General features: G+C 63.1%; 13 protein-coding genes, 2 tRNA genes, 3 rRNA genes and 2 pseudogenes. 5 read left to right on the top strand and 15 right to left on the bottom strand.

Annotated elements, in window-relative coordinates:
- Positions 1-37: 37 nt before the first annotated feature.
- Both Q0632_RS08815 and Q0632_RS08810 read left to right on the top strand, forming a co-directional pair.
- Positions 38-577, top strand: coding sequence for a hypothetical protein (locus tag Q0632_RS08815; RefSeq protein WP_298927445.1), 540 nt, complete (start codon positions 38-40; stop codon positions 575-577).
- Positions 578-1,246, top strand: a complete 669-nt coding sequence (locus Q0632_RS08810; RefSeq protein ID WP_298927439.1) for a trans-aconitate 2-methyltransferase — start codon at positions 578-580, stop codon at positions 1,244-1,246. It abuts the gene before it with no gap.
- On the opposite strand, the gene Q0632_RS08805 is transcribed toward Q0632_RS08810, so the two are convergent.
- The 10 genes and pseudogenes from Q0632_RS08805 to Q0632_RS08765 all read right to left on the bottom strand — a co-directional run bounded on the left by Q0632_RS08805 (position 1,230) and on the right by Q0632_RS08765 (position 14,595).
- Positions 1,230-4,244, bottom strand: coding sequence for an adenylate/guanylate cyclase domain-containing protein (locus Q0632_RS08805; RefSeq protein WP_298927436.1), 3,015 nt, complete (start codon positions 4,242-4,244; stop codon positions 1,230-1,232). The genes Q0632_RS08810 and Q0632_RS08805 overlap by 17 nt on opposite strands.
- Positions 4,245-4,307: 63 nt before the next feature.
- Positions 4,308-4,433: pseudogene (locus Q0632_RS22350) on the bottom strand (zinc ribbon domain-containing protein); the annotation flags it as partial.
- 27 nt (positions 4,434-4,460) lie between these two features.
- Complete coding sequence (locus Q0632_RS08800) at positions 4,461-5,519, bottom strand: M4 family metallopeptidase (RefSeq protein ID WP_298927431.1); 1,059 nt, start codon at positions 5,517-5,519, stop codon at positions 4,461-4,463.
- A 19-nt stretch (positions 5,520-5,538) separates the two neighbouring features.
- Complete coding sequence (locus Q0632_RS08795; RefSeq protein WP_298927428.1) at positions 5,539-6,198, bottom strand: Crp/Fnr family transcriptional regulator; 660 nt, start codon at positions 6,196-6,198, stop codon at positions 5,539-5,541.
- A gap of 66 nt (positions 6,199-6,264) precedes the next feature.
- Positions 6,265-6,915 carry a LuxR C-terminal-related transcriptional regulator gene (locus Q0632_RS08790; RefSeq protein ID WP_298927425.1) on the bottom strand — a complete coding sequence of 217 codons (651 nt, stop codon included), beginning with the start codon at positions 6,913-6,915 and terminating at the stop codon, positions 6,265-6,267.
- A gap of 125 nt (positions 6,916-7,040) precedes the next feature.
- On the bottom strand, positions 7,041-10,349 hold the full coding sequence (locus tag Q0632_RS08785) for a response regulator (RefSeq protein ID WP_298927422.1): 3,309 nt from the start codon (positions 10,347-10,349) through the stop codon (positions 7,041-7,043).
- A 15-nt stretch (positions 10,350-10,364) separates the two neighbouring features.
- A complete protein-coding gene (locus tag Q0632_RS08780; protein WP_298927419.1) occupies positions 10,365-11,483 on the bottom strand; it encodes a response regulator in 1,119 nt (372 codons plus the stop codon).
- Between the two features lie 70 nt (positions 11,484-11,553).
- Positions 11,554-12,465, bottom strand: coding sequence for an alpha/beta fold hydrolase (locus Q0632_RS08775; RefSeq protein WP_298927416.1), 912 nt, complete (start codon positions 12,463-12,465; stop codon positions 11,554-11,556).
- Positions 12,465-14,085: pseudogene (locus Q0632_RS08770) on the bottom strand (GMC family oxidoreductase N-terminal domain-containing protein). The gene Q0632_RS08775 and the pseudogene Q0632_RS08770 overlap by 1 nt, the downstream one beginning before the upstream one ends.
- A 3-nt stretch (positions 14,086-14,088) precedes the next feature.
- A complete protein-coding gene (locus tag Q0632_RS08765; RefSeq protein ID WP_298927413.1) occupies positions 14,089-14,595 on the bottom strand; it encodes a hypothetical protein in 507 nt (168 codons plus the stop codon).
- 68 nt (positions 14,596-14,663) lie between these two features.
- On the opposite strand from Q0632_RS08765, the gene Q0632_RS08760 reads away from it, so the two are divergent.
- Genes Q0632_RS08760 through Q0632_RS08750 form a run of 3 tightly spaced genes read left to right on the top strand, consistent with a single transcriptional unit; the run spans position 14,664 to position 18,095 of the window.
- Entirely contained in the window at positions 14,664-15,407 is a 744-nt protein-coding gene (locus Q0632_RS08760) for a hypothetical protein (protein ID WP_298927410.1), read from the top strand.
- Positions 15,408-15,455: 48 nt separating this feature from the next.
- A complete protein-coding gene (locus Q0632_RS08755; RefSeq protein WP_298927407.1) occupies positions 15,456-17,141 on the top strand; it encodes an AMP-binding protein in 1,686 nt (561 codons plus the stop codon).
- Between the two features lie 30 nt (positions 17,142-17,171).
- Positions 17,172-18,095: an MBL fold metallo-hydrolase gene (locus Q0632_RS08750; RefSeq protein WP_298927404.1), complete on the top strand. Its 924-nt coding sequence runs from the start codon at positions 17,172-17,174 to the stop codon at positions 18,093-18,095.
- Between the two features lie 71 nt (positions 18,096-18,166).
- On the opposite strand, the gene rrf is transcribed toward Q0632_RS08750, so the two are convergent.
- The 5 genes from rrf to Q0632_RS08725 form a co-directional block, all read right to left on the bottom strand.
- A 5S ribosomal RNA gene (gene rrf / locus Q0632_RS08745) occupies positions 18,167-18,279 on the bottom strand.
- A gap of 121 nt (positions 18,280-18,400) precedes the next feature.
- Positions 18,401-21,278: ribosomal RNA gene (locus tag Q0632_RS08740) — 23S ribosomal RNA — on the bottom strand.
- 328 nt (positions 21,279-21,606) lie between these two features.
- Positions 21,607-21,682, bottom strand: a tRNA-Ala gene (locus tag Q0632_RS08735).
- 18 nt (positions 21,683-21,700) lie between these two features.
- Positions 21,701-21,777 (bottom strand) — tRNA-Ile (locus tag Q0632_RS08730).
- 98 nt (positions 21,778-21,875) lie between these two features.
- Positions 21,876-22,672: ribosomal RNA gene (locus Q0632_RS08725) — 16S ribosomal RNA — on the bottom strand; the annotation flags it as partial.

Raw genomic sequence — 22,672 nt, 5'->3', positions numbered from 1 at the left:
GCCCCTGCATTTTGTTTGACAACTTTTGGAGGACGCCATGGGCTGGTTTATGCAGGAACACGATATCTACATCGGCAGCATGCTGGATGAACTGAACGTCCGGTTTGCTCCGACGCAAAAGGGCGCGGCAAACCATGGCGGCATCCGGGAGATGATTGAGCTCCAGACCGAATTCAAGCTGTTCAAGAAGGGCCGCTCCTTCCGTACCAGCGTCACGGCACTGAACCTGAGCGCCTGGAACCACGACGTCAAGAACCGCTGGTACGACCTGGTCGGTGCGCTGGCCAAGCATGACTCCAACGTGCGCGGCCAGAATGGCGACGTCGCCATCGTCAGCGCCCTGGTCAAGAACCTGGCCTCCAAGACGCCTCTGCCGGTGTATTTCACGTCGCACGACATGCGCGGCGACAAGGAAAACGCCCAGGTCAAGATTTTCGACAAGAGCCGTCCGATCCACTACCTGGAACAGGACTACCTGACCATCTCCCTGCCGATGCAGCCGGTGAAGGCAGCAAAGGCCGCCAACACGGCCAAGGCAGCGGCCAAGAGCAAGGCCAAGCCCGCCACGAAGAAGTAAATGGCGGCCGCGGCGCGCGCCGGCGAGGCTGCGCCGCGGCAAGCCCAAGCCTTGCGCGGGCAGATCGGCCGCTATTACACCGACCAGCTCGACGCCCACGGCCCTACGCCGCGCGGCGTCGACTGGTCTTGCGCGAGCAGCCAGCATCTGCGCTTCGCCCAGCTCCTGCGCATCTGCGAGCCGGCGCGCAAAAAATTTTCCTTGAACGACTTCGGCTGCGGCTATGGCGAGCTGTTGCGCCACCTGGGCGGCGCGCCGTCCACGACGGCAAAGATCGACTATCTCGGAATCGACCTCTCGCCGACGATGGTGGAGGCGGCACGGCGGCTCCACCCGGACGCAGCCTTTGCCGCAGGCCACACCAGCCCGCGCACCGCGGACTACACAGTGGCCAGTGGTGTCTTCAACGTCAAACTGCGCTGTGGCCAGGCCCGCTGGATCCGCCACATCGAAGACTGTTTGCGCCAGCTGTTTGAGACTTCACGGCATGGACTGGCCTTCAACCTGCTGGCACCCTGGCCGGCCCACATGGCGCAGTCCAGCGCCCTGTTCCGCGCGCAGCCCCAGCCCTGGATCGCGTTCTGCGAAGAAGCTCTGGGTGGGCAGGTCGAGTTGCTGGCCGGCTACGGCCTGGGCGAGTACACGCTGCTGGTCAGACGCAGTCGCTAGAGGGCGTCCTGTGCAGCAGACTGCGGGCTGCCGCCAGCCGGTCGGCAAAAACACTGGCGCCGCTGAGCGCCACCAGGGCCTCGGCCTGGGCAAGGGCCTCGCGGGCCTGGACGGCTTGGGGTGGATCCTGCGAGGCCAGGGCGGTGGCCTGAACGATCAGGGCACGGCATTGGGCGATCCGGTTAGAGCGTTGCAACGCGACGCCGACCGCTTCGGTGCCTAACTCGATCGCCTGCGCGTAGCGTCTGGCGCCAAGTTCGGCCTCCGCCAGCCCGGCGAGAAACTCCGCCTCGAAATCCACGGCAACCTGCAACTCACGCATCATCTGCAGGCCGCGCGCAAGACTGGCACGCGCTTCGGCGTGGTGGCCGGCCGTCAGCTGGGCCAGGCCCAGGCAGGACAGGGCGAAGATTTTGGAATAACTGGTGTCGTGGTCACGCGCGATGGCCGAGACCTCGCGACTGTGCTCCAGGGCCCGCCGCCCATCGCCTTTGCACCAGGCCAGGTCAACGATTGCATGGTGGGCGATCTGCCGCATCAAGGGGTCACTGGCATCCTGCGACAGCTGCGACATCCGCGCCAGATACTCTTCCGATTCGGCGAACCGTCCCATGCGGTTCAACAACCGGACGCGAATGCCGAAAGCCCATTGCTCCACGCCAAAGCCGATGAAGTCACGGTCGAAAGCATCGATCTTGTGCAGGTTCTGCAGCGCGATGTCGTTGGCCGCCAGGCCTTCCGGGAGCCGGCCGGCCCAGGCGTAGGCATGGCTCAGTGCCAGGTTCAAGGTCGCCGACCGGCCTTCATCCGCCGGCCCGTCCGACATGGAGATCGCCTTGAGCAGGCTGGCCACGAAACCATCGGCCGGGCCGCCGCTGGACTGCAACAGGCGGCCATGCGCAAACAGCAGAAGTTGCACGAGCCGCGTGTCGGCCTGGCTTGCCAGGGCGACGGCATCCTCGATGATGCCCTCCACCTCCTCCAGGCCCAGACCCTCGCGCCAACCCAGGTAGACGATGCGCCCGCCGGCCAGGGCGCGCAGGCTGTCCACCGTGGGCGAACGCGCTTCGGAATCCAGCAGTTTGCGCACGCGGTACCAGAGCTTGATGCCGCGGGAAGGATCGGTCGCTCCCACCCAGCGCGCAGCCCGCGCCGTGTGCGTCGCAGCTTCCACCGGGCGTTTGGCGGCTTCATAGTGGTAGGCGATCAAGCCGGCATATTCGTCCAACTGGCTGCGGTAGTACGACTCCATCGACTGGGCCACCGCCGCATGCAGCACCTGGCGCCGCACCTTCAACTGCGCCCCATAGGCGACTTCCTGGATCAGCGGATGCCTGAAGGTGAAATGCCGGCGTCCGCCCGACGATTGCTGGACGATCAGCCCCGCCCCGCACAAGCCGGCCAAGCCGCGCTCGATGACCGCTGCCAGCGGCGAAGCCACGTTCTCCAGCACGGCCAGCGGAATGTCCTTGCCGATGATGGCGCACATCTGCAGCAGTGTCTTTTCCGGCTCGCCCACGCTGTCGACCCTGGCCGCGATCACGGCCTGCACGGTCACCGGCATCGCGCTTTCGATTGCCACCAGGTCCAGCTCGGAGCCGGGATCGAGCACGCCGCTGTCCAGAAGCGAACGCGACAACTCCTCGGCAAAGAAGGGGTTGCCACCGCTACGCCCGGCGATCAACCTGCGCACGTCGGCAAAATGCGCCGCGTGGCCGACCAGTTCAGCCACCAGCACGTCCATGTCGGACTGGCCAAGCTCGGTCAGGTAGATCGGCACATAGTGCGCCGCCTTGGCCCAGGCCGGCTGGTATGAAGGCCGGTAATTGAGAACCACAAAGGTGCGTGTGCCGGCCACGGCTTCGACCAAGGTGGCGATGAATTCTTCGCTGGACTCGTCCAGCCAGTGCAGATCCTCGATCAGCAGCACCGCCGACGCTTCCGGGTCGGAGCGCACCAGCCGCCAGAAGACGTGCAACAGCTGCCGGTGCCTGTCGCGCGGGTTGACCAGCAAGGGCTGCTGACCGGCCAGGCCCAGACCCATGAACTCGCAGACCAGCTCGATCTCCGCGTCGGAGCAGGGCAGCTTGCGCAGGACGGCAGCGATATCGGCCCGGGACGCCTCCGCGTCGTCCGACTCGGACAGGCCAAAATAGAAGGCCCGCAGCAACTCCAGCACCGGCTGCAACGGCGTCGCGTGCCCATACAACTGCACGCCGACTTCGCAAACGGGAATGCCTTGCTCGCGACACCATTTGCCGAACTCGTGGCACAGGCGGCTCTTGCCAGAGCCCGGCTCCGCTGTGATCGCAACGACACGCGTGTCACCCTCTTCGGTGCGGCGCAGCGAATCCTTCAGCAGTTCGAACTGGCGGTCCCGGCCGCGAAAGTGCGTCGCCCAGGTCCGCTCCCCCAGGGACGAGGATGCGATCGGGAGCAGGGCCGTCAAGGAAAAAATCGGTGTCGGTTTGGCGATGCCCTTGAGCATCTGCTCGCCCAGTGGCTGCACCTCACAGGCTGGTGCCAGCAGGCTGCGGCAAGCCTCCGTCAGGCAGATGCCCCCCGGCTGCGCCAGCGCAATGACGCGGCTTGCCAGGTGGATGGTCATGCCGTGGGCGCCGCCGCCCTTGCCCACGTCGGAAGCGTAAGGGTCGGAAGCGACCAGACCCGAGTGCAGGCCGACCCGGATGGCCAGTTGCTCCGGATGGTTCTGGAACACGCTTTGCATGTGCAGGGCGGCCTGCGAGGCAAGCCGGGCATGCCCTTCGAGCGCCTTGGGAACACCGAACAGGGCCATCACGCCATCGCCCAGGGTCCGGATGACCGTGCCCCCGAAGCGCTCGACCGCTTCGCACATCACCAGCACGGCCGGCTTCAGGCGCTGCATCGCCTCCTCGGGATCGAGCCTGGCGATCTGTTCGGTGGAACTGACGATGTCGGCAAACAGCACGGTCGCCTGCTTGAGTTCGCCCCAGCCGGAGGCGGGTGCCGTGATCACGGCACCGGGATGCGCAGGTGCCGGGGGCGCAGGGGCCCAATTCAGCGCAGTTCCGCAACCGCCGCAAAATTTTGCAGAAGGGCTGCAGTCATAGCCACAGGACTTGCATTTGTTGGCAAGCCCTGCGCCGCAGTTCTCGCAAAATCTGTTGCCGTCCGGATTGGCAGCGTTACAGGCGCGGCATTCCATGGTGAAAGATGTTACGCCGCTGCCCAGTCAAGCCAAGACATTGACCTTTTTCCAGGCCGCCTTGACTGCGTCGTGGGTCTTGGAACCCTGGCCGTGTAGCGCCGCCGCAACGCTCAGCGTGGCGTGGGCGGCGTCCAGGAAGGTGGAACGGGCCCGCAGCTTGTCGAAGCCCTTGAACCAGACCGGGCCCAGCGTCTCCCAGGAATGGCCGCCCAGACGCGTCGCCGCCAGGTAGAAGGCATGGTTGGCGATGCCCGAGGCTTTGTGCGATTCGTCGGTGGCCTTGTAGCGCTTGTAGTCCTTGATCTGGTCGTCGGCGCCGTAGGTGAGCTTCTGGTTACCCGGGTCCTTGAGCGAGCGGATGGCCTTGCCAGCCTTGGGCTTGAGGATGTCGTCACCCAGCAGCCAGTCCGCCTGTGTCACGTCTTCCTTGGCGTGCCATTGCTTGATCATGCTGGCAAAGACGTCCGAGAAGGACTCGTTGAGCGCGCCGGCCTCCCCTTTGAGCACGGGCGGCATGCGCGGCCGGTTCACCACGCCCAGCCCGCCCGGCACAAGATGCTGGCTGACACCATGGCAGAACTCGTGGGCGATGATGCCCAGCGAACCAGCCAGGGCGGTGACAGTCTTGCCGTCTCCGTCGCCAATGATCATCTGCTCGCCGGTCCACATCGCATTGACGAAGCTGTAGCCGTAGTGGACCGTGGCGTCGACCCGCATGCCCTTGTTGTCGATGGAGTCGCGCTTGAAGAGGGTGGAGAAAAACTGCAGCGCCACGCCGATGTTCTCGTAAGCTTGGTCCGCCACCTTGTCCCTGGTCGGTGGGTCGTCCTCGTCGCGCAGCAGCTTGCCCGGCAGGAAGGTCAGACCTTGCGCATCAAAAACCGAGCGCTGCAGGGGTTTGGTCGAAGGTTGGGTCGCCGCGCCCGCCAGCGTGGCCGTCGTACGGCGCCCTCGCAGCTTGGCCGAATGCCGGACCTGGCCCAGCAGCTTGTCGCGGTGCTTGGCATCGTCCTCGTGCTCCGCCAGGTGCTTGATCAGCCGCTTCGGCACGGCAAAGCACACGCAACCATATCGTGCGTACATCCCTCATCCTCCCTCTTGTTTACCAGCGCGCCGGCAGCTTCTTGAGCAGGGTGATGCGCTTGACGCCCAGCTCGATGTAACCACCCTTTTCCAGGTCCTTGAGCAGGCGGCTGACCATCTCGCGCGAGGCGCCAACGCGGCTGGCGATGTTCTGGTGGGTGATCTGGGTCAGGATGACCGGCTCGTCCGGCTTGGCCGGACCCTTGTGGCTCTCCAGCGTGGCGATCACCCGGCCATAGACGTCCAGCAAGGCCATGTTGCGTGCCGTCTCGGTGGCGGCGCGGGCCCGCCGGATCACCTGGGCCACCAGGTCGAGCGCGAATTCCGGCTCCTCGGCCAGGTGCTCGCGCAGGCCGGTGCGGCTGACGATGGAACAGACGCAGGGCTCGAGCGTCATGACCGAGGCCGAGCGCGGGCCACCATCGAGCCACATCTCGGCAAAGTAATCGCCGGCCTCGACCACGTTATAGGTGATCTCGCGGCCGTCGGCGTCGTTGGAGTAGATCTTGACCTTGCCCTCTAGCAGCACGAACAGCGACTCGCCAATCTCACCCTCATTGATGATGACGCTGTTCTTGCGGTAGCTGCGGATGGTGCCGCGCAGGGCCAGGGGGCGCAGCTGCGGGTTCAGCGCTGCGATCAGTTTTTCATGGGCGGCGGACAGGCCGGGCATGTTCATGGCGTTCTTCTCCCGAAGCTGCGGACTCTAGCAGAGGCGTTGCCGCGGGACCAGCTGCGCGAAGGCTCAATGCAGCGGTTCTTGCCAGAAAGCCGGTGCCACCGGCGGCAGCACCGCCACCCGGTTGACCAGCTCGCGCACGCCGCTGGAGCGCGTCTTGGCGCACAGACTGCGCACGTGGCTGCGGATGGTGGACACCGCCACCTTCATCTGCAGCGCCACCTGAGGCGCGGAATAGCCCTGGCACAGGACGCCCAGCACCGTTTCCTCGGTGGCGGTCAGGCCATGGCTACGGGCGAAGAAGCACAGCATCAGCGAGTCGCAGACCGAGGCGCGGGCAAACATCACTGCCACACGGGGCGGGTGGCCCCCTTCGGCGCGCAACGGCAGCACGGCCACCATCAGGCCAGGGCCTTCGGCCGCCGTCAAGGTGATCAGGCTGCGCTTGCCTTCGATGGCCTTGGCCAGTGCCTCCAGCAGGACGCGGCCATCGTCGGCGGTGCGGGCATGCAGGGCAGCGCCCTGCAGGGCCAGAACCCGGCGGCGACCCAGCTCATGCCGTGCTGCCTGGTTGGCATGCAGCACCTGGCCGTCGGCACCGGCGACAACCATGCCATAGGCCAATTCGTCCAGTAGCAGGGCCATGCCCGAACCCAAGCCAGTTTTGGCGTCCACCGGCAACGCGTTGCCTGGTCCACCGCCAGCGAAGACATCCATGTTCATCCCCCAACCTTGTGATGCCTGAAGGTTAGGAACTGCAGCGCTGCGCAGGCAGTGAATATGCTCCGCGTTTCCTGTGAAAAATTCACGGGAAACGCTTTTGCTATGAAATCAGGAGCGCCTCAAGACCAGCTGACGAGGGCCAAGCGGGTTTTTTCCCACTCACCGCGCAGTCGCAGCAGGCGCTGCACCGCATCGGCGGGGATGGCCGTCCTGGCATCGTCTTCCAGCTGGCCGCAGGTTTGCTGCAGGGCGATGGCGCCGATGTTGCTGGCCGCGCCCTTGAGCGCATGGGCGGCACGGGCCAGGGCCTGGGCATCGCCGGCGGCCAGCGCGTCCTCCATGGCCTGCAGCCGTGCGGGCGCATCGCCCAGGAACAGCCCGACGACCTCGCGCGTCATGCTCAGGTCCTGGTCGTCGAAATCCCTGAACTCCTGCAGCCGGCTGAAATCCATCAGCAGCGCTTCCGGCACGGGCGCTGCCACGCCCGGCGGCGCAGGCTCCTGGTTTCCCAGCCATTTCTCCAGCGTCTGCGCCAGGGCTGCGACCTGCAAAGGCTTGGTCAGGTAGTCGTTCATGCCAGCTTCTTCGCAGCGCACCCGGTCCTCGGTGGAGGCTGCGGCCGTGAGCGCGATGATGGGTGGCGCGGCCGTGCCCCAGACGGCCTGGATCTGGCGCGTGGCCTGCAGGCCGTCCACGTCGGGCATGTTCACGTCCATCAGGATGGCGCCCAGTCGCAGGCCCGTGGCAGCGGCCCGGGCCACCGCCTCCACCGCCTCGCGTCCGTCCACCGCCGTGCGCACTTCGTAACCGAGTTTGAGCAGCATGGCGCAGGCGACCTTGAGGTTCACCGCGTTGTCGTCCGCCACCAGCACCGTCACGTTCTTTTTCACGTCGGTCACCAGGCTGCCGGTCTTGCTGCTGGGGGCCGCCTCGGCGGTCACGCAGCGCAGGATGGTCTCGAACAGCTGGTTCTGCCGCGACGGCTTGAGCAGGCGGGCCTGGAACAGCTGGGCGTTCTCGTCGCCCGAGGGCATGAAGCCCGAGCTGAGCAGGATGAGCGGGATGTCACGCCAGGCGGGATTGGCCTTGATGGTGCGGGCCAGGGACACGCCGTCCATGTCGGGCATGTGCATGTCGGTGACGATGATGTCGGGCGGCTGCTGCGAGCGCTGCAGCCATTCCAGGGCCTGCGCGCCCGACTCGGCGCTGGCCACGTCCATGCCCCAGAGCTGGAGCTGGCGCGTCAGGATGCGGACATTGGTCGCATGGTCGTCCACCACCAGGGTGCGGATGGCCTTGAGCAGGCCGACGTCGGCCGGGGTGAAGGCCTGTGCCAGCTCGGTCTGCGGCGCCGCCACGGTGAACCAGAAGGTCGAGCCCTTGCCGGCCACGCTCTCCACGCCGATCTGTCCGGCCATCAGGCCAACCAGGCGTTTGGAAATCGCCAACCCCAGGCCGGTGCCGCCGTACCTGCGGGTGGTGGAGGCGTCGACCTGGTTGAAGGCCTCGAACAGCGTGCCCAGCCGATCGGCCGGGATGCCGATGCCCGAGTCCGTCACACGGAACTCGATCACGCAGCGGCCCTGGCCATCGTCGGCCGCCAGTTGGCGCGCCTGCACGGTCACCTCGCCGGAGGCCGTGAACTTGACGGCGTTGTTGATCAGGTTGATCAGCACCTGACGCATCCGCGTGACGTCGCCTCGGATGGCCTGCGGCACGGCGCCCGGCCCCGTCTCGGGGATGTCGATGATCAACTCCAGACCCTTTTCACGGGCGCGGGGAGCGGCGATGTCGCAGGCCTCTTCGACCGCGCCGCGCACGCTCACCGGCTCGGCTTCCAGGTCCAGCTTGCCCGACTCGATCTTGGAAAAATCCAGGACGTCGTTGATGACGGACAGCAGCTGGTCGCTGGACAGGCGCACGGTCTGCAGATAGTCACGCTGTTCGGCGTCCAGCTTGGTCTCGGCCAGCAGGGTGCTCATGCCTACAACGCCATTGAGCGGCGTACGGATCTCGTGGCTCATGGTGGCCAGGAAGGCCGCCTTGGCGCGCGCCGCCGTCAATGCCTCTTCGCGCGATGCGGCGAGCTGGGCCGTGCGCTGTTCGACCCGCGCCTCCAGCGTCTCGTTGGCCCGCTGCAAGGCCTTGGCATCGGCGTCGACCTGGTGGCGGAAGCCCCGCAACTGCTCGGCGCTGTCGTGCAGCACGCGCGACAGCTGGTGGACCTCGCTGATGCGGGTGCGGTGCTCGATCACCGGCACCTCACCGCGCCCCAGCTGTTCGGCGGCCTCGCTGAGGCGACGCAATCGGCGGCCCAGGCCATGTGCAACCAGGAAGGCTACCAGCGTCGCCAGCAGCACCAGCCCCGCCATCGCCGCCAGAGAAACCCTCCAGGCCCGCTGGATGTCGGCTGTGAAGTCGCTTTCCGGCGCCGCGACCACCAGGGTCCAGCGCAGGCCCAGCGCTTCGGCGAAGGGGCGCTGCACCATCAGCAGGGCATCACCGGGCAGCGGCAGCCGGCGCAGCGTTGTCTTGGTGGCCACCGAGTCCGCGCTGCGATGGGCCCGCTCCGCCAGCACCGCCGCATGGCTCTGGCGGATGGCGGCATTGGCGCTCTCGGCCGGGCTGCGCCGCACGCTCTTGCCGTTGACCTCGCGGAGCAGCGCGTCGCCGGCGGAGCTTGCCACCAGCAGGCCTGCTTCGTCGACAACGAAGGCAGCACCTCGCGCGCTGATGTTCTGGGTTTGCAGCAGGTCGGCCAGTTGCTGGAGGTACAAGTCCACGCCGAAAACGCCGGCGGCACCGCCGTCCTCGTCGTACACCGGCTGGGATAGCGTCAAGTACAGCTGCGGTTTGCCGGGCACGGGCCGCACGGCGGAGAAGACCCGCCCCTTGGACTCCAGCGCGAGCTGGTACCAATGCCGCGTGCGCGGCTCGAAATTGGCGTCCTCCGCCAGCATCGGCCGGCTGCGGTCGCCGGGCTGGCTGGCCAGGAATGTGTTGCGGCCTGCGCCCAGAGGGTCGCGGACAACCACCATCGATCCGGCGCTGCCTGCGTTGTCCACGCCGAAATATTCGCCGCGCCGGTTGCCCAGGAAGACGTTGGGCACGTCGGGCGACTGGTGCGTCAGCGCAAACGCCATGGCCTCCATCGTGGCCGGCTTGTTGAGCAAGCTGCGCGCCAGCACCAGCGCGCCAGGTCCGGGCGACTCGGGCAGCAGGCCATTCAAGGCCTTGTGGGCCTCGCCCAGATGGACCTCAGTGCCCAACTGCACGCGCGCGGCAACGGTGGACAAAATGGTGCCGGCCAGTTCTTCGGCAGCGTGCAGGCTGCCGCGGGTGAGCAACCAGGCCACCAACAGCGCCGGCACGGTGGCCATCAGCACCAGGCTCACGGCCAGGATGCGGCGCAGGGAGAACATCCGCATGGCCCGCGCCAGCCCTTATAGCGCCAGACCTGTGAGTTCGGCGGCGTCGATGGGGGTGGAGCGGCCCGGCAGTTCGAGCAGTGCGCGGCGGCCGGTGAGCACGGCGCCAGTGACCAGGCGCAATGCAGCCATGCTGGCCACGACGGCCCAGCCCAGCACCCGAGCCTGCTTTTGCAGCAGCATCGCCGCGCTCACGGCATCACCCACCGGCAAGGCCTGGGAGCCCGGGCCATGCAGGGGATCGTGCAGCGTCGTGAGGGTGACGGGCCCGGCATGCAAGGCGATATTGACCTCGAAGCGCGGCAACTGGCGCCCGGGGTAGGTGATGTTCAGGTACTGGTGGATGGCGCGGCAGGACTCCACCATGCCCACGGCGGCGCGGGCGGCGCGCAGGGCGTGGTTGACCGTCTGGGTGTCGGTGTTGTCGGTGAACACCGCCAGCAGGCCTTCGCCGATGAACTGGATGTGGCGCGCGCCAAACAGGTGGACCGTGTCGTTGGCGCTGCCATAAAACTTCTTGACCAGCTCGGTCAGCTCGGTGGGATTGAGCTTCTCGGAAACGCCTGCGTAGTTGGGAATGTCGACGAACAGCACGGTGGCGCTGGCGAACTTTTCGTCCTCCTCGGTGCCGTCGACCGAGGGCCAGCGGTCGCTCAGCTCCGTCGCCAGGCGCTGCTCATAGAGCTTGGCCAGCTGGTGTTTCTGCTCCTCCAGCGCGGCCTGCACGGCGGCATCCACCGCCATGCCCTGCAGCGTGGCCTGCATCACCCGCTTGTTCAACTGGGCGGCGGCGGCTTCGCGCAATTCGGCGGGCCGGAATGGCTTGGTGATGTAGTCGTCCGCGCCGGTGTTCATGCCCAGGCGCATGTGGCCGCGCTCCTGCAGCGAGGTCAGCAGGATGACGGGCGTGGCCGCGATGGCCGCGTCCTGGCGCAGGGCAGACAGCATCTGGAAGCCATTGAGACCGGGCATCTGCACGTCGCTGATCACCAGGTCGGGGTGGCGCGTCTGGACCAGCTCCAGCCCGAGGGCGCCGTTCTCGGCGGCAACCACCTCGTGACCGTCTTTTTTCAGAACGGACGAGATCAGCATCCGTGTGCCGGCATCGTCTTCCATGACGACGATCAAGGCCATGTATCAAGTCCTTTGTTCAATCCCGGCGCGCATTGCGCCGTCCCCTCCGAGAGGGGTCCCGCCTATCTTACTAGGAGGCGATGCGGGCCAGGCACCAGGACATCACTTCAGGCGTAAAAGCCATGTCGACATGGGCGACGCCGTGCACCAGCTTGTTGTCGGCGCCCGGCAACGTGGCCGTGGAGGTGGGAAACACGATGTTGTCGCAATTCGAATACCAGCAGGTGAAGCCGGCATGGTGGTCCGCCGTGGCGCCGCGGCCCAGCTCGCCCAGCCACTGGCTTTGCAGCCGCATCTGGCGGCCATTGGGCAAATGGCTGAAGCGCCCCAGCCAGGTGCCGCGATGCGGCGTGCCGATGGTGATCACGTGGGCCACGCGCGCCTGCTGTCCTTGCGTGCGCAGCCAGGCCCGTGCGGCCAGCCCGCCCATGCTGTGGCATACCAGGATGGGCGCCATGCCGGTGGCCTGCGTCACCTGCTGCACCGCCTTGTCGATGGTGGCTGCGTAGTCGTCGATCGAACCGAAGACGGGCTCCAGGTTGACTGCGACGAACGCATGGCCACGCTGGCGCAGCGCCAGGAGCCAGGGCGTCCAGAAGCCGCGGTTGCAGACAAAGCCATGGATGAAGACCACGCCGCGGCGCCCGGCCAGGTCCGGCGCCTGCAGATGGTCGGGCACCTGCTTCCAGCGAAACGGCTGGCGCCAGCAGAACACCAGCGGCGCCGCCGCCACTTCGCCAAGCCAGGCTTTGGCCAGTTCGAAAACAGACGGCGGCGGTGTGCTGTCATGGCGGCTGACAAAGTAGAGCGCGACGAATTCCAGTGCCAGGAACAGCGCGTGCGCCAGGAGGATGGCCATGCTGCCCCCCACCGCCAGCACAGGGGACGCGGACCAATGCCAGGCCAGCCAGGCCAGCGCGCAGGCCAGCAGGCAGAAGGTGACGGTTTTCTGGAGGCGCGCCAGCGCCGAGTGCTGCTGCATCAGGCAAGTATCACATCGCGCCCGCCCAGGCGCCCGGCCAGTCCCTGGGCCAGCCGGTTGCTGATGCCGTAGACCGATAGCTGGGGGTTGGCGCCGATGCTGGTGGGAAACAGCGAGCCGTCATGGACCGACAGGTTGGTGATCTGCCAGTGCACGCCATCGGGCCGTGTCACGCCCTGGTGCTCCTGGCCCGCCATGGCACAGCCGCCCATCACATGGGCGCTGACCACCTTGGTCAGCAGCGGCTTCATCGGTAAGGCCTGGACGGCTTGCCGCGCCTGCGCCCAGGCTGTGTAAGGCTGGGCCATCTCGTGCAGCGGCAGCACCTGCCTGGCACCGGCGGCGAACTGAATTTCCATCATGCTCAGGAGGGCGCGGCGCGCGCCGTCCATGACGAAATCGGTCAGCGCATAGTCCAGCGCAGGCGATCCATCGCCGCGCAGCTTGACCGCGCCACCGGCGGCCTGCGGATGGAAGCCGTCGCGCAACAGCGCCAGCAGGACATGGGTGTTGGGGAACTGGCGCAGCATGTCGGCATAGGCTTGTCCCATGCCACTGACCGTGGATGCAAAGATGACCGGATGCAGGGGCGGAGCCTCCAGCTTGTAGCCGATAGCGCCGTCTGCCGGCTGGGTCTCCAGGAAGTGGTCGGAGTAAATGGTTTGCGGCGCGCCCTGCCAGCCTTCGACCTTGTGGTCCATCACCGCGGCCGACATCACCACCGGGTGCAGGAAGGTCCGCGCGCCCAGCAGGCCATGCGGGTCGGGCGCCTGCGAGCGCAACAACACGGCAGGCGAATTGATGGCGCCGCCGGCCAGCACATAGTGAGACGCTACTATTTTGATAGCTGAATGAGCAGATGATCCGGGGGCTGGAGCCCGATTGGACGGGACACACAACAGAGAGGCGATCTTGCCGTTGGCCAGCTCGAAGCGCTCGGCCCGGGTGTCGGTCAGCAGCATCGCGCCCTTGTCCAGCGCCGCCGGCAAGGTGGTGACCAGCATGGACTGCTTGGCGTTGGTGGGGCAGCCCATGCCGCAGGAGCCGATGTTCCAGCAGCCCTTGACGTTGCGCGAAATGGCGGCTGCCGCGATGTCCAGCTTGGCGGCCCCGCGCCGCAGCAGCTCGTTGTTCTCATTGGGGGGCAGCAGCCAGGGCGTGATGTGGAGCCGGCGCTCGGCCTGGGCGAAGTACGGTGCCAGGGCCTCGCTGCCGTAATCGGCCAAGCCGAAATGCTGGCGCCAATGGGCCAGCGTGCTCGCCGGGGTACGGAACGAACTGGTCCAGTTGACCGTGGTGGAGCCACCGACGCAGCCGGCCCTGCAGGATGTTGATGGCCTTGTCTTCAGTCTTGCGCGCAGCGCTCTCCTGGTAGAGCGCGGGATAGGCTTGCGCCTCCTGCTGTTTGAAGTCGCTGCTGCTCAGAAGCGGCCCCTCCTCCACGATGACGACCTTGAGGCCTGCGCGCGTCAGCAGTTCGGCCGTGATCCCGCCACCGGCGCCGGAACCGATGATGGCGACGTCGCAGACGATGCGCGGCGGCGCTGGGCCGCGCGGACCACCCAGCACTTTCCAGCCGCGCTGCAGGCCTTCGCGAATCGGGTCGGGCAAGCCGCTCACGGGTCAGATCTTCAGCGGGCCCGGATAACCCAGCAGGCTCCAGGTCGAGGCGTCGGAAAAGTAAGCGCTGCCGACGATGTCGTGCAGCGCCTGGTAGGCCTGCTGGCGCAGGCTGATTCTGGACAAGCGCATGGATTGCAGCGCGGCCTGGATGTCGGACAAGGACGCTGCGTCCCAGTTGTCGGCCAGGCCGGCCAGCGTGCGCCGGCCCACGCCGCTGGCCAGCAAGGTGAGCAATTGCGACAACTCGGTTTGTGCGTGTGGCGGCAGGCCCGCCACCAGGCCGTCCGCGCGTTCCAACAAGCCGGCGATGGCGGTCTGGCGCGCCGGCTCCTGCGACGGAAGCATACCATCGAGCATGGCACGCCCCACACCGCCGAACACCATGCGTGCGGACGTGGACAGCCGCTCGCCATCCAGGCCCGGCCCCAGCGTGGCCAGCATGCCGCCGCCCACAGCCAGGGCCGTAGCGGACACGGCGCCCAGTTGAAGCCAGCGTCTTCTGTGCATCAGCCAACTATCGCACGCACATGGGAACAGCCCGTAGAGGGTGCCGCCTAGATAGACTAGTGGTTTGCATGGAAGCCGCCAGAACCATCCGTGAGGCCATCGCATCGGTCGCGCTGCTGCGCCAGGCCGCACTGGACTCGCCCGCGCTCGGGCAAGCCGTGGGCGAGATCAAACGCCTGCAGGCCGCGCGCTTTGCCGGCACGTATGCGGACTTGCTGGCCAGCAGCGCCTATGCCGCGCCGGCGCGCTTCTTTCTCGAAGAACTGTACGGCGACAGGGACTACGAGGAGCGCGATGCGCAGTTCGGGCGAATTGCCGGCACCATCGGCAAGCTGTTTCCCGCCCAGGCCGCCGACACGGCCGTGGCCCTGGCCCGCTTGCATGCACTGACGGAAGACCTGGACCAGGCGATGGCGGCAGCCTGGCTCGCCGGCGGGGCGCAGGATCCGGCAACCGTGCCACGCTACATCGCAGCCTGGCGCGCGGTAGGACGCAGTGCCGAGCGCCAGGCGCAACTGGCCGTGGTGGTCGATGTCGGTCGCCAGCTGGCGCGCCTGACGCGTGCACCGGGTCTGCGCACCATGCTGCGGATGATGCGCGGACCGGCCGCAGCGGCAGGCATGGGGTCGCTGCAGCGCTTCCTGGAAAACGGCTTCGACACCTTCGCCGCCATGGCCAGGCAGCCCAATGGCGTGGAGACCTTTCTGGGCAGCATTGCGCAGCGCGAGTCCTCCTTGATCGCCAATCTGTTCGACGCGGACCTTGTCGCCTGCGAGACGCAACTGCAGCATCTCCTAGGACAAGCCCGGTAACAGGCCGCCCGGTCCTGCCGCGACAATCCCGGACACAAGGAGTTGCGCATGGACAAGTACTGGCTCAAGAGCTATCCGGCAGGTGTTCCCCACGAAATCGAGCCGGAGCAATACCGCTCACTGACACATCTGCTGGAGGAGTCCTTCCGCAAAAACGCCTCGCGGCCGTTTTCTGTCTGCATGGAGCGCTGGATGCAGTACGCAGAGCTGGACCAGCTCTCCGCCGCACTGGGCGCCTGGCTGCAGGCCCAGGGGCTGGAGCCAGGCGCCCGGGTGGCGATCATGCTGCCCAATATTCCGCAGTTTGCCGTCACCATGGCCGCGGTGCTGCGCGCCGGGTACACCTGTGTGAACGTCAATCCGCTGTACACCGCGCGCGAACTCGAGCACCAGCTCAAAGACTCTGGCGCTACCACCATCGTCATCCTTGAGAACTTCGCCAAGACGCTGGAGGAGGTGATCGAGAGGACGCCTGTCAAGCACGTGGTCATGGCCTCGATGGGCGATCTGCTGGGTTTCTGGTTCGGCCACTGGATCACCTTTGCAGTGCGACATCTGGCCAAAATGGTGCCGGCTTACAAGCTGCCGCTGACCGGAGGCCGGACCGTGACGCCGTTCAACCAGGCGGTGAGCGCAGGCCGGGCCATGAGTTTAAAGCCCACGGCGCAAACGCTGGACTCGGTGGCCTTCCTCCAATACACAGGCGGCACGACCGGCCTGTCCAAGGGCGCGGTGCTGACCCATCGCAACATCGTCGCCGCCATCCTGCAGGCTGAAGCCTGGTTCACGCCGGCGCTCAAGCGGGTGGGCGACGTCAGCAAGACCAACAGCATCGCCGCGCTGCCGCTGTACCACATCTTCGCGTTGACCCTGTCGTTGCTTGCGATCCGCTGGGGCTCGCATTTGACACTGATCCCGAACCCGCGCGACTTCGGCAAGTTCATCGAGGTTCTCAAGCGCCGGCCTTTCCACATGCTGCCTGCGGTCAACACGTTGTTCAACGCCCTGCTGCAGCATCCGCAGTTCAAGAGCGTGGACTTTTCCCAGCTGTGCGTCTCGCAGGCCGGGGGGATGGCGGCGTCGGAAGGCACTGCGCGCCATTGGCAGGAGGTGACCGGCTGCCCCATGGTGGAAGGCTGGGGCATGAGCGAGACCTGCGCGATCGGTACCAACAACCCAATTCTGAGCAAGGAGTTCTCCGGCACGATCGGCCTGCCCCTGCCGGGCATCGACATCGCGATCAAGGACGACGATGGCGCCAGCCTGCGCCAGGGCGCGTCGGGCGAGATCTGCATCCGGGGGCCCAACGTGATGACGGGCTACTACCAACAACCGGAAGAGAACAAGCAGGCCTTCACTTCCGATGGCTTCATGCGCACCGGCGACATCGGCATCATGGACGAGCGCGGATTCACGCGCATCGTCGATCGCAAGAAGGACATGATCCTGGTCAGCGGCTTTAACGTCTTTCCGAACGAGCTGGAAAACGTCATTTCGCTTTGCGCCGGCGTGGTGGAATGCGCCGCGATCGGCATTCCCGACGAGAAGCAGGGCGAGGCCATCAAGGTTTTTGTGGTCAAGAGCGACCCGACGCTGACTGAAGAGGATCTGGCGGCCTACTGCCGGCAGAACCTCACCGGCTACAAGATGCCCAAACACATCGAGTTTCGCGACGACTTGCCCAAAACCAATGTCGGCAAAATTTTGCGGCGCGAGCTTCGCGCCGGCAAATAGGCAGGTGGCGCCCGCCGGCGCCGTCTTCGCATGAGCGCCACGATCGCACTTCCACGCGGGATCTCCGTTCTGGAGCGGGGCTGGCTGTCGGCAAACAACATCTTTTTGCAAGACGGGCAGCAGACAGCGCTGGTGGACAGCGGCTATTGCACGCATTCCGGGCAGACGCTCGCGCTTGTGGACGGCCTTTTGCAAGCACGGCCCCTGGATTTTTTACTCAATACGCATCTGCACAGCGACCATTGCGGTGGCAACGCGGCATTGCAGCGCCATCACCCGCAACTTCGCACCCTGATTCCCCCCGGGCAGGAGGCCAACGTCAGGAATTGGGACCCTGTTGCCCTAACCTACGAGCCGACCGGCCAGCAATGTCCTGCTTTTCAGATCTCCGGCGTGTTGAAGCCCGGCAGTGAAATGCTGCTGGGTGGTCGGTCATGGCAAATTCATGCTGCGCCCGGGCACGATCAACACTCCGTCGTGCTGTTCGAGCCTCGCGATCGCATCCTGATTTCCGCTGATGCGCTCTGGCGAAACGGTTTTGGTGTGGTGTTCCAGGAACTGGAGGGCATGCACGCTTTCGACGAAGTGGCGGAGACACTGGATCTGATTGAGGGATTGGCCGCTGCGATCGTGATTCCTGGCCACGGCCAGGTGTTCAGCGACGTCTCCGATGCGCTGGCGAATGCGCGCCGGCGCCTTGATGGCTTTGTGCGCGATCCTGAGAAGCATGCGACGCATGCAGCCAAGGTGCTATTGAAGTTCAAGTTGCTTGAGTTGCGGCAACTGAGCCTGACCGACTTCAATCGATGGACCGAAACGACGCCCTATTTCGGCCTGGTGCATCAACGGTGGTTCGCTGCGCAGCCGATTGAGGAGTGGACCACAAAGTTGGTCGATGAACTGGTCCGGGCTGGCGCGGCCAGGCGCGAAGGCATGACCATCATCGACGTTTGAACCACATCGGTTTTGGATTCCCCAAAGACAAAAGCCCCAGCATTTCTGCTGGGGCTTTTGAGGCTGTAAGAGCCTGACGATGTCCTACTTTCACACGGGAACCCGCACTATCATCGGCGCTGAGTCGTTTCACTGTCCTGTTCGGGATGGGAAGGAGTGGGACCAACTCGCTATGGTCATCAGGCATAACTTGGTGTCATCTTGACGAAGTCAAGACAACGAATTCATAGAGTTTGGAATCAGCTTTTAGCAATTTTGAATGCGTCAACTTGGCATAACACCTTGATCAGACTGATCAAAGTTATAGGGTCAAGCCGCACGAGCAATTAGTATCAGTTAGCTTAACGCATTACTGCGCTTCCACACCTGACCTATCAACGTCCTGGTCTTGAACGACTCTTTAGGGGGCTCAAGGCCCCGGCAGATCTCATCTTGAAACGAGTTTCCCGCTTAGATGCTTTCAGCGGTTATCTCTTCCACACTTAGCTACTCGGCAATGCCACTGGCGTGACAACCGATACACCAGAGGTGTGTCCACTCCGGTCCTCTCGTACTAGGAGCAGGCTTCCTCAAATCTGCAGCGCCCACGGAAGATAGGGACCAAACTGTCTCACGACGTTTTAAACCCAGCTCACGTACCTCTTTAAATGGCGAACAGCCATACCCTTGGGACCGGCTACAGCCCCAGGATGAGATGAGCCGACATCGAGGTGCCAAACACCGCCGTCGATATGAACTCTTGGGCGGTATCAGCCTGTTATCCCCAGAGTACCTTTTATCCGTTGAGCGATGGCCCTTCCATACAGAACCACCGGATCACTATGTCCTGCTTTCGCATCTGCTCGACTTGTCAGTCTCGCAGTTAAGCACGCTTATGCCATTGCACTATCGTCACGATGTCCGACCGTAACTAGCGTACCTTCGAACTCCTCCGTTACGCTTTGGGAGGAGACCGCCCCAGTCAAACTGCCTACCATGCACTGTCCCCGACCCGGATAACGGGCCTAGGTTAGAACCTCAAACACACCAGGGTGGTATTTCAACGTTGGCTCCACAAGATCTAGCGACCCTGCTTCAAAGCCTCCCACCTATCCTACACAGATCTGTTCAAAGTCCAATACAAAGCTACAGTAAAGGTTCATGGGGTCTTTCCGTCTTTCCGCGGGGAGATTGCATCATCACAAACATTTCAACTTCGCTGAGTCTCAGGAGGAGACAGTGTGGCCATCGTTACGCCATTCGTGCAGGTCGGAACTTACCCGACAAGGAATTTCGCTACCTTAGGACCGTTATAGTTACGGCCGCCGTTTACTGGGACTTCAATCAAGAGCTTGCACCCCATCATTTAATCTTCCAGCACCGGGCAGGCGTCACACCCTATACGTCCACTTTCGTGTTTGCAGAGTGCTGTGTTTTTATTAAACAGTCGCAGCCACCGATTTTTTGCAACCTCATTGGGCTCCAGGAGTAAATCCCTTCACCTACTAAAGGCACACCTTCTTCCGAAGTTACGGTGTCAATTTGCCGAGTTCCTTCTCCTGAGTTCTCTCAAGCGCCTTAGAATACTCATCTCGCGCACCAGTGTCGGTTTGCGGTACGGTCGTGTGTAGCTGAAGCTTAGTGGCTTTTCCTGGAAGCAGGGTATCACTCACTTCGGGTGCAAGCACCCTCGTTATCACCCCTCATCTAAGCCCGGCGGATTTACCTACCAGGCACGACTACAGGCTTGAACAGACACGTCCAACAGTCTGCTGAGTTAACCTTCTCCGTCCCCACATCGCACTACACATCGGTACAGGAATATTGACCTGTTTCCCATCAGCTACGCATCTCTGCCTCGCCTTAGGGGCCGACTCACTCTACGCCGATGAACGTTGCGTAGAAAACCTTGCGCTTACGGCGAGGGGGCTTTTCACCCCCTTTAACGCTACTCATGTCAGCATTCGCACTTCTGATACCTCCAGCACGCTTTACAACGCACCTTCACAGGCTTACAGAACGCTCTCCTACCACTTGCAATAAATTGCAAATCCGCAGCTTCGGTAACTGGCTTAGCCCCGTTACATCTTCCGCGCAGGACGACTCGATCAGTGAGCTATTACGCTTTCTTTAAATGATGGCTGCTTCTAAGCCAACATCCTGACTGTTTTAGCCTTCCCACTTCGTTTCCCACTTAGCCAATTTTAGGGACCTTAGCTGGCGGTCTGGGTTGTTTCCCTCTTGAGTCCGGACGTTAGCACCCGGTGCTCTGTCTCCCAAGCTGTACTCATCGGTATTCGGAGTTTGCCTTGGTTTGGTAAGTCGCCATGACCCCCTAGCCAAAACAGTGCTCTACCCCCGATGGTAATACTTGAGGCACTACCTAAATAGTTTTCGGAGAGAACCAGCTATTTCCAAGTTTGTTTAGCCTTTCACCCCTATCCACAGCTCATCCGCTAGTTTTGCAACACTAGTCGGTTCGGACCTCCAGTACCTGTTACGGCACCTTCATCCTGGCCATGGATAGATCACTTGGTTTCGGGTCTACACCCAGCGACTGGACGCCCTATTCGGACTCGGTTTCCCTACGCCTTCCCTATTCGGTTAAGCTTGCCACTGAATGTAAGTCGCTGACCCATTATACAAAAGGTACGCAGTCACCCTTGCGGGCTCCTACTTTTTGTAAGCATACGGTTTCAGGATCTATTTCACTCCCCTCCCGGGGTTCTTTTCGCCTTTCCCTCACGGTACTAGTTCACTATCGGTCGATTACGAGTATTTAGCCTTGGAGGATGGTCCCCCCATATTCAGACAGGATTACACGTGTCCCGCCCTACTTGTCGTTAGCTCAGTACCACACAGGTCATTTCACGTACGGGGCTATCACCCGCTATGGCCACTCTTTCCAAAGTGTTCCGTTATGTCTTGTGCTATCACTAACAGGCTGTTCCGATTTCGCTCGCCACTACTTTCGGAATCTCGGTTGATGTCTTTTCCTCGAGCTACTGAGATGTTTCAGTTCACCCGGTTCGCCTCGCATGACTATGTATTCATCATGCGATACCCCTAAGGGTGGGTTTCCCCATTCGGAAATCTCCGGATCAAAGCTTATTTGCCAGCTCCCCGAAGCTTATCGCAGGCTATCACGTCCTTCGTCGCCTGTAATCGCCAAGGCATCCACCATATGCTCTTATTCACTTGACCCTATAACTTTGACGCCTCTCACGAGAAGCAAAGTCAATCAAGGAATCGCCAGGTCTTTCACCTGGCGCGTTATGCCGTACTTCAAAAAATCGATTTGACTCGAAATTGAAGTTCATATTTGACGCAATCAAAAATTCATGTTGCTGGCGGCACGGTCTGCACGAAACCTTTACGAATGTGCAGTTTCCGCCAACAACGCTGATTCGACTCTATGAATTGTTAAAGAACAGCCGATTGATCGATAGATACCGATCAACAACAAAGGAGCCTCAAGATCTTTCGATATCGAAGCCGCTTTGGTGTTGAACTACAAAATTGCCAGAAAGGTTGGTGGAGGATGACGGGATCGAACCGACGACCCCCTGCTTGCAAAGCAGGTGCTCTCCCAGCTGAGCTAATCCCCCAGGATTGGATAGGAGGAATGGTGGGTCTGGGTGGTCTCGAACCACCGACCCCCGCCTTATCAAGACGGTGCTCTAACCAACTGAGCTACAGACCCGAGCCGGTCGCTTAAGACCAGGCGCGAACCTGAGTCGTCGGCGACATCCTTCCAACAACCGATAAGTGTGGGCGTTTAAATTAGATTGCAGTTTCCAGAAAGGAGGTGATCCAGCCGCACCTTCCGATACGGCTACCTTGTTACGACTTCACCCCAGTCACGAACCCTGCCGTGGTAATCGCCCTCCTTGCGGTTAGGCTAACTACTTCTGGCAGAACCCGCTCCCATGGTGTGACGGGCGGTGTGTACAAGACCCGGGAACGTATTCACCGTGACATTCTGATCCACGATTACTAGCGATTCCGACTTCACGCAGTCGAGTTGCAGACTGCGATCCGGACTACGACCGGTTTTATGGGATTAGCTCCCCCTCGCGGGTTGGCAGCCCTTTGTACCGGCCATTGTATGACGTGTGTAGCCCCACCTATAAGGGCCATGAGGACTTGACGTCATCCCCACCTTCCTCCGGTTTGTCACCGGCAGTCTCATTAGAGTGCCCAACTAAATGTAGCAACTAATGACAAGGGTTGCGCTCGTTGCGGGACTTAACCCAACATCTCACGACACGAGCTGACGACAGCCATGCAGCACCTGTGTTACGGTTCTCTTTCGAGCACTAAGCCATCTCTGGCAAATTCCGTACATGTCAAAGGTGGGTAAGGTTTTTCGCGTTGCATCGAATTAAACCACATCATCCACCGCTTGTGCGGGTCCCCGTCAATTCCTTTGAGTTTCAACCTTGCGGCCGTACTCCCCAGGCGGTCAACTTCACGCGTTAGCTTCGTTACTGAGTCAGTGAAGACCCAACAACCAGTTGACATCGTTTAGGGCGTGGACTACCAGGGTATCTAATCCTGTTTGCTCCCCACGCTTTCGTGCATGAGCGTCAGTACAG

The sequence above is a fragment of the uncultured Ramlibacter sp. genome (assembly GCF_936925435.1).
In the GTDB taxonomy this organism is placed as follows: Bacteria; Pseudomonadota; Gammaproteobacteria; order Burkholderiales; family Burkholderiaceae_C; genus Ramlibacter.
Note: the sequence above shows the minus strand (reverse complement) of the source record. Positions and strands in the feature narration are given on the sequence as shown.